Genomic DNA, 14,828 nt, shown 5'->3' with positions numbered 1-14,828 from the left:
AAACTTGAGTTTTCATTATTAAGTGATACGTATTAAATCTATTTCAAAGTAAATTCTGTAGTGGCAACTAAATTCTGCTCATTATAAACCTTAACCACATAGCGTCCTTCTTCAAATTTTTCTTTATCCTTTGTGGCTATATATTCGCAAATATCTAGGCTTGCATTTTCATAATTAAATTTACTAATTAGAGAATAATTCAGGATCGTTTCATCAAACTGAACTTGTTCATTTAAACCCAAAGTATGGTTTAATGGATCTATAATTTGTACATACAATTCTTGATCGCCACTTTGTACTAATGTATTTTTGGTTACTGTAAAACACACTCTAATTTTATCGGTACGTCTAGCACGTTCGGTTGGTATTAATTTTCCCGATGCCCGCTCTATAACTCCCGAACCCTTTAATCCATACGCACCTAAAACCGATGCCTTGTTTACGACTTCGGCTAAAGCCGTGTTTTGACTTAATAAAGAATCGTTAAACATGGTACGCTCCTCCAATCGTACGCGTGTACTATCTAAAGAGGTTGCTAAATACGAGTTTTGTGCACGTAACGAATCGTTTTGTGCTAGTAAGGCATTCATTTCTTTTTGTAACGATACATATTTTTGTTTGTATCGCCACAAACTTTTTACATTGGTTTCAGATATTTTTAACGAATCTATTAAGCCTTGAATTCGTCCTCTAGCTTCAATCAAATTATTATTTGATATTTTATTTTCACTAATAGCCTCATCATATTGTTTTGCCATAGTATTAAGGTCATCCATCACCAAACGTTTTTGCTCGGTTAACTCTTTTTCAACTTCACTACTTTTTTTACTAAGATTTAAGGCATAAAAACCAGTTCCTAAAAATAAAACCAAAGCCACCCCTAATGCTATTTTTAAACCTGTACTTTTACTATTATTTTCCATATTCTTTGTTTTTTAATGTTTAATTGCAAATGCTAAAGCTTTTGCTTTACCTGCTAATATATACGCAATAGTATTAATTTTAGATGTATTAGCTCCTAAAAAAGGTCGCTTTCTTTTTTATTAACAAATAATAATCATAGAAACTTCTACACGAACCAAAACATATTTTACTTAAACCAAATTCAAGGTTTTACTAAAATTAAAGCGGTAAAATTCAAAAAAATGAATGAAATAAATTACACTATATTTAGTTTTTATGCTACCAAAAACAAAAAACAACTATTCGGTTTTATCATAATAAAACACATCGACCTAAAAAGTATCCCGTTAATTCCCTAGTTACGTTTGACTTTGGTTAAAAAATAAGTTATCTTAGAGCATTATGAAATTCATATTTTTTTACAATTTTAAATATCACTTTCTCTATGTAACAATCTATTAATTTCATTTCTTCATTGCATCACAACAAATAACATATAGCTATATATTTTGTTTTATCTATAAATTTTTCTTATGACTAAATAAAATATGAAAATTAAACACTAGAATTAACAGCGAACTATTAGACTAACTTTGACACTAAGAAACATATTAAAAACATAACCCTTTCACTATGGAAAATGATAAAAGTAAATGCCCACACCATCAACAACAAAATGAAGCTCCAATAATTACTGAAGCTAATAATAATTCCTCCTTAGGAAAATGCCCAGTAATGCATGGCGCAAATACCGCTACAAAATCTAATGTTATGGATTGGTGGCCCAATGCCCTAAACCTAGATATTTTACATCAACATGATACTAAAACAAATCCTTTAGGAGCCGATTTTGATTATCATGAAGAATTAAAAAAACTAGATGTTGAAGCTCTAAAAAAAGATATGCACGCCTTAATGACGGATAGTCAAGATTGGTGGCCTGCAGATTGGGGACATTACGGAGGGTTAATGATTCGTTTGTCTTGGCACGCTGCCGGATCGTACCGTATAACCGATGGCCGTGGTGGCGGTGGTACTGGTAACCAACGTTTTGCGCCTTTAAATTCTTGGCCAGACAATGTGAGTTTAGATAAAGCAAGACGTTTATTATGGCCTATCAAGAAAAAATATGGCAATAAAGTAAGTTGGGCAGATTTAATTGTTTTGGCTGGTACTATTGCTTATGAAAACATGGGCTTAAAAACTTATGGTTTCGCGTTTGGACGTCCAGATATCTGGCATCCCGAAAAAGACACCTATTGGGGAGCAGAAAAAGAATGGTTAGCACCAAGTGATGAGCGTTATGATAATGTAGACAAACCTTCTACAATGGAAAATCCTTTAGCCGCGGTACAAATGGGGCTAATTTATGTAAACCCAGAAGGCGTTAACGGCCAACAAGATCCGTTAAAAACAGCAGCTCAAGTACGTGAAACATTTGCACGTATGGCTATGAATGATGAAGAAACTGTTGCTTTAACAGCTGGTGGACATACCGTTGGTAAAACACATGGTAATGGCGACGCCAATATTTTAGGACCAGAACCTGAAGCAGCAAATGTAGAAGAACAAGGCTTAGGCTGGCATAATCCTTATAAATCTGGAAAGGGACGTTATACGGTAACTAGCGGATTAGAAGGCGCATGGACCACACACCCTACAAAATGGGATGGTGGCTTTTTCGATATGTTATTTAACCACGAATGGGAATCTGTAAAAAGTCCTGCTGGTGCATGGCAATGGGAACCTGTGAACATTAAAGAAGAAAACAGACCGGTAGATGTTGAAGATGCAAGTATTCGTCATAACCCAATGATGACAGATGCTGATATGGCTATGAAAGTAGATCCTATATATAAGGAAATATCATTAAAATTCATGAACGACCAAGAATACTTTTCGGAAACTTTTGCCCGTGCTTGGTTTAAATTAACCCATAGAGATTTAGGACCAAAAGCGAATTATTTTGGCCCAGATGTGCCTCAAGAAGATTTAATTTGGCAAGATCCTATTCCTGCTGGCACTACAGATTATGATGTAGAAGCTGTAAAAGCAAAAATTGCAGCATCGGGATTATCTATTTCAGAAATGGTTGCTACCGCTTGGGATAGTGCACGTACCTATCGTGGATCGGATATGCGTGGTGGAGCCAATGGTGCCCGTATTCGCTTAGCCCCTCAAAAAGATTGGGAAGGTAATGAACCTAAACGCTTAGCATATGTTTTATCTGTTTTAGAACCTATTGCGGCTGAATTTGGAATTAGCATAGCAGATACCATAGTATTAGCCGGTAATGTTGGTTTAGAACACGCTATAAAAGCGGCTGGTTTTGACACCACCGTACCTTTTTCTGCAGGTCGTGGAGATGCCACAGATGACATGACCGATGCTGAATCTTTTGAATATTTAGAACCTCTTGCTGATGGTTATCGTAATTATAGCAAAAAAGATTATGTAGTAAGTCCTGAAGAATTAATGCTAGACCGAACGCAACTTATGGGGTTAACAGCTCCAGAAATGACCGTGCTTGTTGGAGGTATGAGAATGTTAGGTACAAACTATGACAACACAAAACACGGAGTGTTTACAGATACTATTGGAGCTTTAACCAATGATTTCTTTGTGAATTTAACTGATATGGATAACACATGGAAGCCAACAGAAAATGGATTATACGAAATTCGTAATCGTAAAACAGGTACTGTAAAATGGACCGCAACCCGTATGGATTTAGTATTTGGATCTAACTCTATTTTACGCTCTTATGCTGAAGTTTATGCACAAGACGACAACAAAGAAAAATTTGTAATCGATTTTGTAAAAGCATGGACTAAAGTGATGAATGCCGATCGATTTGATTTGAAATAAATATAAACTCAGTAAATTAATGGGTACAGATAAAACACAACTTATCTTCATTAATTAGAATCACTTTATAAAGCTCAACAGGAACTCTTTCTTTTGAGCTTTATTTTTTTTAAATCCAGCTTGTAATCTATATCTTTAGACGAACATGATATTTGTCATTTTCCAACGAAAAAACCAATCGTATATTTGCGATAAGAAATATGAAAAGAAATTTAGAACCTATAGAATATAAAGAAAACACCGAAGCCTTAGCAAAATTTGCTAAAGCCTTGGCGCACCCTACTCGTATTGCTATTTTAAAACATCTCGACAATCAGTCTTGTTGTTTTACAGGCGATTTGGTAGAAGTATTTCCTTTAGCACAATCTACAATTTCTCAACATCTTAAAGAATTGAAAAATGCGGGTTTAATTCAAGGGGAATTAAAACCACCCAAAATAAAATATTGTATCAATCAAGAAAATTGGAATATTGCAAAATCATTATTTCAACAATTTTTTGAGTGATATTTTTTTAACAACCTTATCGTTTATTTACGATAAACAAATACAAATATCATGAGTAAAGTAATTAAAATCTTAGGAACCGGTTGTCCAAAATGTAAAACAATGACGAGTCTTGTTCAAGATGTTGTTTCAGAAAACAACATAGATGCCAGCATTGAAAAAGTGGAGGATATTGAAGAAATTATGAAGTTCAACGTGATGAGCACACCCGCTTTGGTAATAGATAATGTGATCACCATAAAAGGAAGAATCCCATCAAAAGATGAAGTATTGTCGCTTTTAAACTAAACAACTTTAGTTATGAATTATCATATCAAAGCATCCTCCCTTTGGAATGAAGATGCTGTTATTCATATAAAAGCATCTCAAATCGATTTTGGCACTACCACTAAAACCGCGCAAACTTTACCCAATCCGGCAGAATTATTCTTGGGGTCTTTTGCTGCTTGTATGCTAAAAAATGTGGAACGCTTTTCGGGTATGATGCCATTTAACTATTCCAAAGCCACGCTTGAAGTCCAAGCTACGCGTCTAGAAAACCCACCACGATTGGACGAGATTACCTACAATTTAACCATCTATAGCGACGATAATAAATTGAATACCGATTTATTAAAAAGGAATATTGAAAAGTTTGGAACTATCTATAATACCATAAAATTATCCTGTACCATTTCAGGAACTATAAACCAAATGAATCATGTTTGATTGGATACAACATTTAGCCGATTGGTTTGTTTATAATATTTTAAACTTAAACAAAGGCCAACATTTAGCCGAAGCCCTCAACTTCTTTATTTACGATACCGTAAAAATTCTCATATTACTTTTTGTAATCATCTTTTTTATGGGCATTGTAAACAGTTATTTTCCGATAGATAAAGTTAAAAATTACCTATCTAGAAATAAATTATACGGCCTGGAATACCTTATGGCAAGTCTGTTTGGTGTAGTTACGCCTTTCTGCTCCTGCTCTTCGGTACCGTTGTTTATAGGATTTGTAAGAGGTGGTATTCCATTGGGTGTTACGTTTGCTTTTCTAATTACCTCTCCTTTAGTTAACGAAGTTGCTATCGGACTTTTTATTGGGTTATTTGGAGTTAAAACGACTATTATTTATGTTATTAGTGGTATTCTATTAGGAACCATTTCTGGCGTCATTCTTCAAAAATTAAAATTAGAAACCTATTTAACACCATGGGTAAAAGGCGTTTTAGCCAATGCACAAAAAGAACAAGAGTCCTTTATTGCTGAAAAAAAATCTTTAAAAGAACGCTTGCCCATTATTTGGGATGAAGTCCTGAATATCCTGAAAGGTGTCATTCCTTATGTTATTGTTGGTATCGCTATTGGCGGCCTTATGCATGGCTATATTCCTGAAGGCTTTTTTGAAAAATATATGGCAAAAGACAACCTTTTTGCCGTGCCCATTGCAACCATTTTAGCCGTGCCTATGTACTCTAATGCTTCCGGAATATTGCCCGTTGCACAGGTTTTGGTTGCTAAAGGGATTCCGCTAGGAACTGCCATTGCTTTTATGATGGGCGTTGTTGGCCTCTCCTTACCCGAAGCGATGCTTTTAAAGAAAGTAATGACCTTAAAACTCATTGGAATCTTTTTTGGAGTGGTTACACTTTGTATTATCATTTCGGGATATTTATTCAATATTATACTATAAAAACATCAATAATTAACATACTATGAAAACATTAAAATTCATCACCATTTTAACCCTTACATTCCTATTAACAGCATGTAACGGACAAAACAAAGACAAAGCTCAAGCTGTAAATCAATCCGTTTCTAAAATAGAAGTACTAGATTTTCACTCGACGCATAGATGTGTAACCTGTAAAGCTATTGAAGCCAACACAAAATATACTTTAGATACTTATTTTTCAAAAGAACTAAAAACCAATATAATCACATTTCAAGTAATTGATGTTGATAAAAAAGAAAATGAACAGGTTGCCGAAAAATTTGAAGCTGCTGGTACCGCATTAATTATAAATGTAATTAAAAACGGAACGGAAACTAAAATGGATTTAACCGATTTTGCTTTTATGAATGGAAACGACCAAGACGCCTTTTCCAAAGCACTAAAAACTAAAATTGATACCGCACTAAAAACGCTATAAATGGATTTTTTAAAATCACTTTTAGAAAATTATAACATTCCAATTGTATCTGCCTTTATCTTGGGGCTTATGACCGCCATAAGCCCCTGCCCATTGGCAACCAATATTACTGCAACCGCCTTTATTTCTAAAAATATTTCGAGCAAACGGAAAGTCTTTTTAAGCGGCTTGCTATACTCTTTAGGTAGAGGTTTTAGTTATACCGCTATTGGGTTCATATTATATTTTGGGGCTAGTAAATTTCATATTGCGCGGTTTTTTAATCAGAATGGTGAAAAATTTTTGGGCCCATTACTCATTATTATTGGGTTAATTATGCTGAATATTATCAAACTTAATTTTTTAGGAACCTCTAATTTTCAAGACAAACTATCCGATAAATTTAAAGACAAAGGATTATTAGGCGCGTTTTTAATCGGTGTGGTTTTTGCTTTGGCCTTTTGCCCGTATAGTGGGGCTTTATTTTTCGGCATGCTAATTCCCATGTCGATAGCATCGGCAGATGGATTGTATTTACCCATAATATTTGCACTCGGCACAGGATTACCCGTTATTTTATTCACCTATTTATTAGCATTTACGGCCGGTAAAGTTGGGCTATTCTATAATAAAATCACCAAAATTGAAAAAGTGATGCGAACCGTTGCCGGTGTCGTTTTTATATTGACAGGATTATATTATATTTCCATTTTTATAGGACTATTACAGTAGCCTATACGAAAGCGATTTTATAATAAATTAGCCTGCCATTTTGAAAACAACACACATCCATACCACAAAAAAGTTAGAAAAGTTAGTAAAAAAACTGATCTCAACGGAACAAGCATCTAATCCCGGAATTCTTGGTAAATGGAAGGCCACCATATTTTATGTGAATTGAAAAAAATGCTGGCTTATTACAAACGGATTAACGAAATACAATGTTATTCTCACCGATATAAAAGCATCGGATTATAAAAAAATGGATCAAACTTTTAAAGAGGCGCTTTGTACTCAATTTATTTATGATGGTATCCCAATGAATTTTGAAACGCTGGATACTATGATTGGTAAATTGAATTTTCTACCAACCGATAACGACCGAAGTACAGCTGGATTCCAAAACCAAAGTATTGAACTATTGGATTGGTGGAAAGATGAATTTGGAACTTTAGAAAACATGCCAATAAACGACTTAACAAACCGAATGAACACCATCCCAATTCATTTAGGAAAAGGACGAAAAATGTCGGATTATACAGATTCGGTTGAAGCTATGAAAAACTTATTGGCGAAATAGTAAAACGAAAGCCTCTGCTTTTTGAAAAACTCTAAGATTCTAATGGGACTTCTGGTAATTTATTTTTAAAACTTGGTGCTGTGGTTCTGTACGATACTAGTTTTTTCTTAGAAACCGTTACTAATAAATCTTCGTTTAAAGTAAATAAGGTTCCTGTTCTAAACGTATCGGTTAACAAGATCTCCAATTCGGCAATGGCTTCTTTTAAAGAAAACTGCTTATACAGTTCCTCTTCGGTATGACGGTATTTAAGTTGAAAAATGTCTTTACCATCGACCACAAACAAACGCATATATACATTAATTAAGCCTTCACGCTTTCTAAGCGGTTTGCTTAATGTTAATTTTACAAACTCATCGTTTTGTACACTTTGCTGTAAGGCTTCAAAAAAATCTTTAAATTCACTCATGCTGCAAAGATAGAAAATGTACAAATAGCTCTTCTCTTTTTTATCTAATTATATCTTTAGGTTTTTCTAATAATGCCTCTAATTTTTTTATACATAAAACGAACTATAATAAAACAACGACCTTGGCAAACGGGTGCGTTAGGGATTGATGCGGCATCCTTTTTACAAAAATCACGATTACTTTTTTTCTGGTTATGACCTATGTTTAATCTCCTTTTCATAGTTGAAATAAAACGGAATCCTATTGTAAAAAGATATAGCGGAAAGCCCGACCCTTTTCGGGTAACGCCAAAAAAAAACGATTGATAAACTTAACCGTTCATCAATCGTTTTTTAAATTATAAGTTGTTTTAAAAGACTAGCCTTTTAACCAAGCTTCACGTAATGTTTTTTGAGCATCGGTAGCATCGGCCTTTACAAAAATACCGCTTCCGGTAGTATAAGATTTTGTGGTTTTGGTCTTGATTTCAATATCTTTTCCATCGCGCTCCAAGGTGACATTTATATCGGTTCCTGGTGTCCACATAAACATTTTTTGTAATAAATCGTTTGCATTTGCCATAGTAAATAGCTCGCCATCGACGGCTTTTAACACATCGTTTGGTTGTACGCCTTGGGCTTTCCAGAAACTATTATCGGTTACGCCATCGGTAAAAAACACTTGTCCTTTTTGTGGATCGGCACCAAATAAAAGGGTTCCTCCATTTTGCACATAGCCCGTTTCTACTTGGCCTTCGCCAATTTCTAGTCCTACTTTATTTAAATAGGTGTTATAGCTAATTGGAATATCTCCAATAACATGATTATCGAAAAAATCGCGTAACGACGGGTAAGTCATGGCGACAATTTCGTCTATTAATTTATCGTCTTCAAACGGTTTATTTTTCCCGTATTTATTAGACAATTCTTTCATTAAAGATAAAATACCGCGTTGCCCATTGCTTTCTTCACGCAACATAATATCGATACACATGCCTATTAATGCGCCTTTTTGATACACATTTAGGTATTGATCTTTATAAGGAGCTTTTAATACATTTTCGCTCATTATGGTAAAGCTCATGGCATCGTTTAAATCTTTTGAAGCCGCTACTTTTTCCATCATTTTATTGAAGAATTCATCTTCTGAAATCAAGCCTTCTTTCACTTGAAATAGATTAGCAAAATATTCGGTTACGCCTTCGTACATCCATAAATGTTTGGAAAATGTTGGGTTGTTATAATCGAAATAATGCACATCTTCAGAGTGTACACTTAACGGCGTTACAATATGGAAAAACTCGTGAGAGACCACATCGGTCATACTCGAAGCAAGCATCTCTTCATCCATGGCTTCAGGCAATACCACAACCGTAGATTTATGGTGCTCTAGGGCACCAAAACCTTTTGGAGCATCATCTTCTCCAGTAGATAAATATAAGAAAATATCGTATCGTGGGGTGGTATTAACATCGCCTAAAAAGGCTTTTTGCGCTTGCATCATTTTAAAAATTGTTTCTTTTAAAGACGCTGCGGAATGCACTTTATTTGGAGAATACACACTCAATACAATTTTAATATCGCCTACCATAAACTCTTCAACATCCAAATCGCCATACATCATTGGGTTATCGGTAATATCGAAATAACGCGGTGCAAAATAACTGGTGGTTATGCTTTTTCCATCGGTACTGGTTTTAGAATCTACAGTTTGTAATGCAGAGGAACGCACAAAACCTGATGGACCTGTAACCTCTAATTTGTATTGATTGTTCTTTAACGAATCGAAATACCCAATAAACCCGTGTAAATTAAGCACATAATTTTCAGGCTCAATATTGGTTCCCGATGGCGAAAAAGGCTCATCGCCCCCAATACCGCCTTTGGTTTCAATATCGAAAGTATCGTTTACTAAATAGGTTATTTTATCGAGTTCTTTGGCGTTGGCAATGGTCCAGGTATTTTTATCAACCTTTACCACCGGCATACTTTCACCTTTATAATTTAAGGCTTTAAAATCGTCCACATATTTCCCAAAATCACTAACGGCATAAGTGCCTTGTACCACTCTTGGTAACCTATAGGTTACGCTAGGCACTGTAAAACGGCCAGGATTAATGGTTACCGGTGCTTTATCGTTAACCACATTGTTTAAATTAATAGAAGTCTCTATTGGTAAACTTACGGCTAAATCGTTTTTTGCGTTTTTTGTTGCACTACAACTGGCTAACAAAAGCCCCATCATGACAGATGCGGAAAGGAACTTGATATTCATATATTACTTTTAATTTAATTAATGCTGTGCTAGATATAGCTTGGCACAACGGTAATTTACACAGGCTTTATTTTAGCAAAATACAAAGAATTTTCAATACACTCTTGCTTACTTTTTACTGTATAAATAAGTGAGGTCGAAATTACTATTATGTTATATATTATTCTACTAAGGTTTTGTTAAATTAGCGGCATGCAAAACCCACTCATCAGCATTTTAATTCCGTTTAAAAATACGGGAGCCTATTTAAAACCCTGCTTAACCTCTATACTTAATCAAAGTTATAGCAACTGGGAATTACTTATTGTAGACGATGGTTCTACCGATAACAGCTTCAATATTGTCAATGCTTTTGCCTGTAAAGATGAAAGAATCCAGCTATTTAAAAACACAGGGCAGGGTATTATTGATGCGCTGCACCTTGCCTTTTCTAAAAGTAACGGCGAACTTATTACCCGCATGGATAGCGATGATATTATGCAACCCAACAAACTAGAAATTTTGGCGCATAATTTATTAACCCACGGAAAGGCGCACGTTGCGGTGGGATTGGTAAAATATTTTTCGGAAGAAGGTATAAAAGATGGTTTTAAAAATTATGAAATTTGGTTGAATGGCTTAACAGAAAAAGGCCATAATTTTTCTGAAATTTATAAAGAATGTGTTATTCCATCGCCTTGCTGGATGGTTTATCGCAGTGATTTAATAGCCTGCGGAGCCTTTAATCCCAACCGCTATCCGGAAGATTATGATTTAGCCTTCCGCTTTTACAAACAGGGTTTCACTTGTATTCCTTGTAATGAAGTGCTACACAATTGGCGCGATTACCAAACCCGAGCGTCCCGCACCCACGTGCATTATGCCGAGAATCATTTTATAGATATTAAACTGAAATATTTTTTAGAACTCGATTATAACCCCAACAAAACTTTAGTGATTTGGGGTGCGGGAAAAAAAGGAAAAACCATTGCGAAAAAACTGATTGAAAAGCAGCTGAAATTTGAATGGATTTGTGATAATCCGAATAAAATTGGACGCGATATTTACGGTGTCATCCTAAAACCTTTTAGTTATTTAAAAACCGTAGGAAACGCCCAAAGTATTATTACCGTTGCCAATAAAACGGAGCAAAAAGATATTTTAAAATATATGAAGGCCTTACACCTAAAACCCATGGCAGACTATGTGTTTTTCTGCTGATATTATTTTAGTCACGGATTATTAGAAAAACATCTGTGAATTTGTGGCAATATTTTTTTCATTCTCTATATTTGTCTAATTATAAAAAAACATGCAGTTTAAACACCCAGAACTTCTTTACGCGTTATTTTTACTGATTATCCCTATAATTGTTCATTTATTTCAATTACGAAAATTTGAAAAAGTCAGTTTTACTAACGTGGCTTTTTTAAAAGAAGCCAAACTGCAAGCCCGCAAAAGTTCGCAAATAAAAAAATGGCTTATTCTCTGCATGCGTTTGTTGCTGTTAGCCTGTATTGTTCTCGCTTTTGCACAACCATTTACTTCGAAAACCACGAGTTTTAAATCGAAAAAGGAAACCGTTATTTATTTGGATAACTCCTTTAGTATGCAAAGTAAAGGTCCGCAAGGCGAACTTTTAAAACGTGCCGTACAAGATATTATAGGACATGTTCCCGAAGATGAAAACATCACGCTTTTAACCAATAACGAGGTGTTTAAAAACACCACAGTTAAAACCATAAAAAACGAACTGCTACAACTGGATTATGCCGCGACGCCACTCAGCACACAAGCCGCATTTTTAAAAAGTAACACCTTTTTTAGCAAACAAAAAAGCAGTTTAAAAAACTTGGTTTTCATATCCGATTTTCAAGATAATAATCCACCGTTTTCGATTGAAAAAGATTCATTAAAAACAAATTATTTTGTTCAACTAAAACCTGTTAACAACCAAAACATCGCTATTGATAGTGCTTTTATTTCTGAAAAAACAGCATCGGAAATTCAACTAAGCGTTCGTTTAAAAAACAACGGCACTGCTATTGAAAATTTACCTGTATCGCTTTTTAATAACGACACTTTAATTGCAAAAACATCGGTAAGTATCGACAAAGAAGCGCAAACCTTATTTACTTTACCAACCAATAAAATAATAAACGGTAAAATCACGATAGATGATGCCAGTTTACAGTTTGACAACAGCTTGTTTTTCAACATTAACAACACATCAAAAGTGCACGTTTTAGCAATAAACGAAACCGATGACGATTTCCTAAAACGCATTTATACCGAAGATGAGTTTAACTACACTGCTTCAGAATTAAATCAATTAAACTATAATATTTTAGAGTCTCAAAACCTGATTGTTTTAAATGAAATTAACAACATCCCAAATGCGCTCATTGCCGCTTTAAAACAATTCACCAGCCAAGGTGGCGCATTGGTTATCATTCCGTCTAGCCATATTAACATCGGTTCTTACAATGATTTGTTGCAAAATTATCAATCTGCTTTTAGCAATTATAATGAAACCGAAAAACGCATCACCACTATAAATTATGCACATCCGTTATTTAACAATGGCGTGTTTGAAAAACAAGTCAGCAATTTTCAATACCCAAAAGTAAACGGGTTTTATAATTTGAATAGCAACAGCGTATCTTCCATTCTTAATTATGAAGATAGCAGTCCTTTTCTATTTCAAAATAAAAATACTTTTGTATTTACGTCGGCTTTAAATAGCAACCATTCAAACTTTAAAAATTCACCTTTAATTGTTCCCACGCTTTACACCATTGGGAAATACAGTTTTAAAATCCCCGAATTGTATTACACCATAGGGAAAAATAATAGTTTTGAAGTGAACACCCAATTGCAGCAAGATGCCGTATTATCCTTATCCAACGGAACGATAAATATGATTCCGGAACAGCAACTTTTCAATAATAAAGTAGTTGTAAAAACTTCGGAAACGCCTAATTTGGCGAGTATTTACAAAGTTGAAAATAAGACAGAAATTATTAAAAACGTGAGTTATAATTATGATAGAGCCGAAAGTTCTTTAACTTACACCGACTTATCGAACACCAAAAACATCGAGCTAAACAACGCCGTTGCACAAGTTTTCGACACCATAAAAAGTGACTCAAAAATTAATGCGCTATGGAAATGGTTTGTTATTTTTGCATTAGCGTTTTTACTTACTGAAATGTGCATATTAAAATATTTTAAATGAACATACTTATAAAATCGGCCACGATAATAGATTCTAAAAGCGAGTTTCATAACAGTACTCAAGATATATTAATTGAAAAAGGTACGATTACTGCCATTGCCAAATCGATTCCAAATCCAGGAAAATATCGAGAAATTCAATTTGATAATTTACATATTTCGCAAGGTTGGTTTGATAGTAGCGTCAGTTTTGGCGAGCCTGGTTTCGAAGAGCGAGACACTATAGCAAACGGATTAAAAACGGCGGCTGCTTCTGGATTTACCGCGGTAGCTATGAATGCGAATAGCCATCCGGTTATAGACAGCAACTCCAACATTACCTTTGTGAATGCCAAAGCACAAAACCACATCGTAAATTTGTTGCCTATTGGTGCTTTAACCGTTGAAAGTAAAGGTGAAGATTTAGCCGAATTATTCGATATGAAATCTGCCGGAGCCGTAGCTTTTTACGATTATAAAAAATCGATTTCCAATCCGAATTTAATGAAAATTGCCTTGCAATACGCGAGTAATTTTGATGGATTAATTTGCGCCTTTCCACAAGAAAATAAAATTGCCGGTCGCGGTGTGATGAATGAAAACATAACAAGCACGACACTTGGTTTAAAAGGTATTCCCGCAATTGCTGAAGAATTGCAAATAGCACGCGATATCTTTTTATTAGAATATACGGGTGGTAAACTACATATCCCAACCATTTCTACAGCCAAATCGGTGGATTTAATTCGGGAAGCCAAAAAGAAAAAATTAGATATTACCTGTAGCGTCGCTATTCATAATTTATACTTTACCGATGCGGTTTTAAACGATTTTAACACCCACTTTAAAGTATTACCGCCGTTACGCATTCAAAGTGATGTGGATGCTTTAATTGAAGGTCTAAAAGATGGCACGATTGATATGGTAACTAGCGACCACAACCCCATTGATGTGGAGCACAAAAAAGTAGAATTCGACCACGCCAAATACGGAACTATTGGTTTAGAATCTGCTTTTGGAGCACTTAATTCTCTATTTACCATCAAGAAAACGATTGATGTTTTAACTAAAGGAAAAACAAGATTTGGTTTAGAAAACACCCCAATTAATATTGGAAATAAAGCCGATTTAGCCTTATTTAACCCCGATACTAAATACACCTTTTCTAAAACGGATATTATATCGAAATCTAAAAACGCCATTTTTGAAGGTGAAACTTTAAAAGGCAAGGTTTACGGTATTATTTCTAATAATAAAATTTCTATAAATTCATAAT

At 34.7% G+C, this 14,828-nt stretch carries 13 protein-coding genes and 1 pseudogene; 11 read left to right on the top strand and 3 right to left on the bottom strand.

The genetic code is table 11. The annotated features are described in order from the left end of the window. Positions 1-38 precede the first annotated feature (38 nt). Complete coding sequence (locus tag FQU21_RS10735; protein ID WP_147678007.1) at positions 39-923, bottom strand: chromosome partitioning protein ParA; 885 nt, start codon at positions 921-923, stop codon at positions 39-41. A gap of 613 nt (positions 924-1,536) precedes the next feature. On the opposite strand from FQU21_RS10735, the gene katG reads away from it, so the two are divergent. The 8 genes and pseudogenes from katG to FQU21_RS10695 form a co-directional block, all read left to right on the top strand. Next, the gene (gene katG / locus FQU21_RS10730) at positions 1,537-3,771 is read left to right on the top strand and encodes a catalase/peroxidase HPI (RefSeq protein WP_147678006.1); all 2,235 of its coding nucleotides are present in this window, start codon (positions 1,537-1,539) and stop codon (positions 3,769-3,771) included. 200 nt (positions 3,772-3,971) lie between these two features. Next, entirely contained in the window at positions 3,972-4,277 is a 306-nt protein-coding gene (locus FQU21_RS10725; protein ID WP_147678005.1) for an ArsR/SmtB family transcription factor, read from the top strand. Between the two features lie 51 nt (positions 4,278-4,328). Then, a complete protein-coding gene (locus FQU21_RS10720; protein ID WP_147678004.1) occupies positions 4,329-4,565 on the top strand; it encodes a thioredoxin family protein in 237 nt (78 codons plus the stop codon). 12 nt (positions 4,566-4,577) lie between these two features. Next, positions 4,578-4,985: an OsmC family protein gene (locus FQU21_RS10715; protein WP_147678003.1), complete on the top strand. Its 408-nt coding sequence runs from the start codon at positions 4,578-4,580 to the stop codon at positions 4,983-4,985. After that, a complete protein-coding gene (locus tag FQU21_RS10710) occupies positions 4,978-5,955 on the top strand; it encodes a permease (protein WP_147678002.1) in 978 nt (325 codons plus the stop codon). The genes FQU21_RS10715 and FQU21_RS10710 overlap by 8 nt, the downstream gene beginning before the upstream one ends. A 22-nt stretch (positions 5,956-5,977) precedes the next feature. Further along, positions 5,978-6,415 carry a nitrophenyl compound nitroreductase subunit ArsF family protein gene (locus FQU21_RS10705; RefSeq protein ID WP_147678001.1) on the top strand — a complete coding sequence of 146 codons (438 nt, stop codon included), beginning with the start codon at positions 5,978-5,980 and terminating at the stop codon, positions 6,413-6,415. Next, positions 6,416-7,126 (top strand): aromatic aminobenezylarsenical efflux permease ArsG family transporter, encoded by a 711-nt coding sequence (locus FQU21_RS10700; protein ID WP_147678000.1) that lies wholly within the window; start codon positions 6,416-6,418, stop codon positions 7,124-7,126. Positions 7,127-7,307: 181 nt separating this feature from the next. Next, positions 7,308-7,694 (top strand): annotated as a pseudogene (locus FQU21_RS10695) (DUF6933 domain-containing protein); the annotation flags it as partial. 31 nt (positions 7,695-7,725) lie between these two features. On the opposite strand, the gene FQU21_RS10690 reads toward FQU21_RS10695, so the two are convergent. Continuing rightward, positions 7,726-8,103 carry a hypothetical protein gene (locus FQU21_RS10690; protein WP_147677998.1) on the bottom strand — a complete coding sequence of 126 codons (378 nt, stop codon included), beginning with the start codon at positions 8,101-8,103 and terminating at the stop codon, positions 7,726-7,728. Positions 8,104-8,461: 358 nt separating this feature from the next. Continuing rightward, positions 8,462-10,357, bottom strand: coding sequence for a M61 family metallopeptidase (locus FQU21_RS10685; RefSeq protein WP_147677997.1), 1,896 nt, complete (start codon positions 10,355-10,357; stop codon positions 8,462-8,464). Positions 10,358-10,549: 192 nt separating this feature from the next. Here FQU21_RS10685 and FQU21_RS10680 point away from each other — a divergent pair, with 192 nt between their 5' ends. From FQU21_RS10680 to FQU21_RS10670, 3 genes are all read left to right on the top strand, one after another. Then, on the top strand, positions 10,550-11,557 hold the full coding sequence (locus FQU21_RS10680) for a glycosyltransferase family 2 protein (RefSeq protein ID WP_147677996.1): 1,008 nt from the start codon (positions 10,550-10,552) through the stop codon (positions 11,555-11,557). A gap of 91 nt (positions 11,558-11,648) precedes the next feature. Next, entirely contained in the window at positions 11,649-13,574 is a 1,926-nt protein-coding gene (locus tag FQU21_RS10675; RefSeq protein WP_147677995.1) for a BatA domain-containing protein, read from the top strand. Further along, positions 13,571-14,827, top strand: coding sequence for a dihydroorotase (locus FQU21_RS10670; RefSeq protein WP_147677994.1), 1,257 nt, complete (start codon positions 13,571-13,573; stop codon positions 14,825-14,827). The genes FQU21_RS10675 and FQU21_RS10670 overlap by 4 nt, the downstream gene beginning before the upstream one ends. Position 14,828 lies beyond the last annotated feature (1 nt).

The sequence above is a fragment of the Algibacter pacificus genome (assembly GCF_008033385.1).
GTDB classification, from domain to species: Bacteria; Bacteroidota; Bacteroidia; order Flavobacteriales; family Flavobacteriaceae; genus Algibacter; species Algibacter pacificus.
The sequence above is the reverse complement of the archived record's forward strand: the minus strand, read 5'-3'. Positions and strand labels throughout refer to the sequence as shown.

Coding starts and splice junctions, on each gene's coding strand:
- FQU21_RS10715 (WP_147678003.1), top strand. CDS start 4,578: ATGAATTATCATATCAAAGCATCCTCCCTTTGGAATGAAGATGCTGTT.
- FQU21_RS10705 (WP_147678001.1), top strand. CDS start 5,978: ATGAAAACATTAAAATTCATCACCATTTTAACCCTTACATTCCTATTA.
- FQU21_RS10700 (WP_147678000.1), top strand. CDS start 6,416: ATGGATTTTTTAAAATCACTTTTAGAAAATTATAACATTCCAATTGTA.
- FQU21_RS10685 (WP_147677997.1), bottom strand. CDS start 10,357: ATGAATATCAAGTTCCTTTCCGCATCTGTCATGATGGGGCTTTTGTTA.
- FQU21_RS10670 (WP_147677994.1), top strand. CDS start 13,571: ATGAACATACTTATAAAATCGGCCACGATAATAGATTCTAAAAGCGAG.
- FQU21_RS10710 (WP_147678002.1), top strand. CDS start 4,978: ATGTTTGATTGGATACAACATTTAGCCGATTGGTTTGTTTATAATATT.
- katG (WP_147678006.1), top strand. CDS start 1,537: ATGGAAAATGATAAAAGTAAATGCCCACACCATCAACAACAAAATGAA.
- FQU21_RS10735 (WP_147678007.1), bottom strand. CDS start 923: ATGGAAAATAATAGTAAAAGTACAGGTTTAAAAATAGCATTAGGGGTG.
- FQU21_RS10675 (WP_147677995.1), top strand. CDS start 11,649: ATGCAGTTTAAACACCCAGAACTTCTTTACGCGTTATTTTTACTGATT.
- FQU21_RS10720 (WP_147678004.1), top strand. CDS start 4,329: ATGAGTAAAGTAATTAAAATCTTAGGAACCGGTTGTCCAAAATGTAAA.
- FQU21_RS10725 (WP_147678005.1), top strand. CDS start 3,972: ATGAAAAGAAATTTAGAACCTATAGAATATAAAGAAAACACCGAAGCC.
- FQU21_RS10690 (WP_147677998.1), bottom strand. CDS start 8,103: ATGAGTGAATTTAAAGATTTTTTTGAAGCCTTACAGCAAAGTGTACAA.
- FQU21_RS10680 (WP_147677996.1), top strand. CDS start 10,550: ATGCAAAACCCACTCATCAGCATTTTAATTCCGTTTAAAAATACGGGA.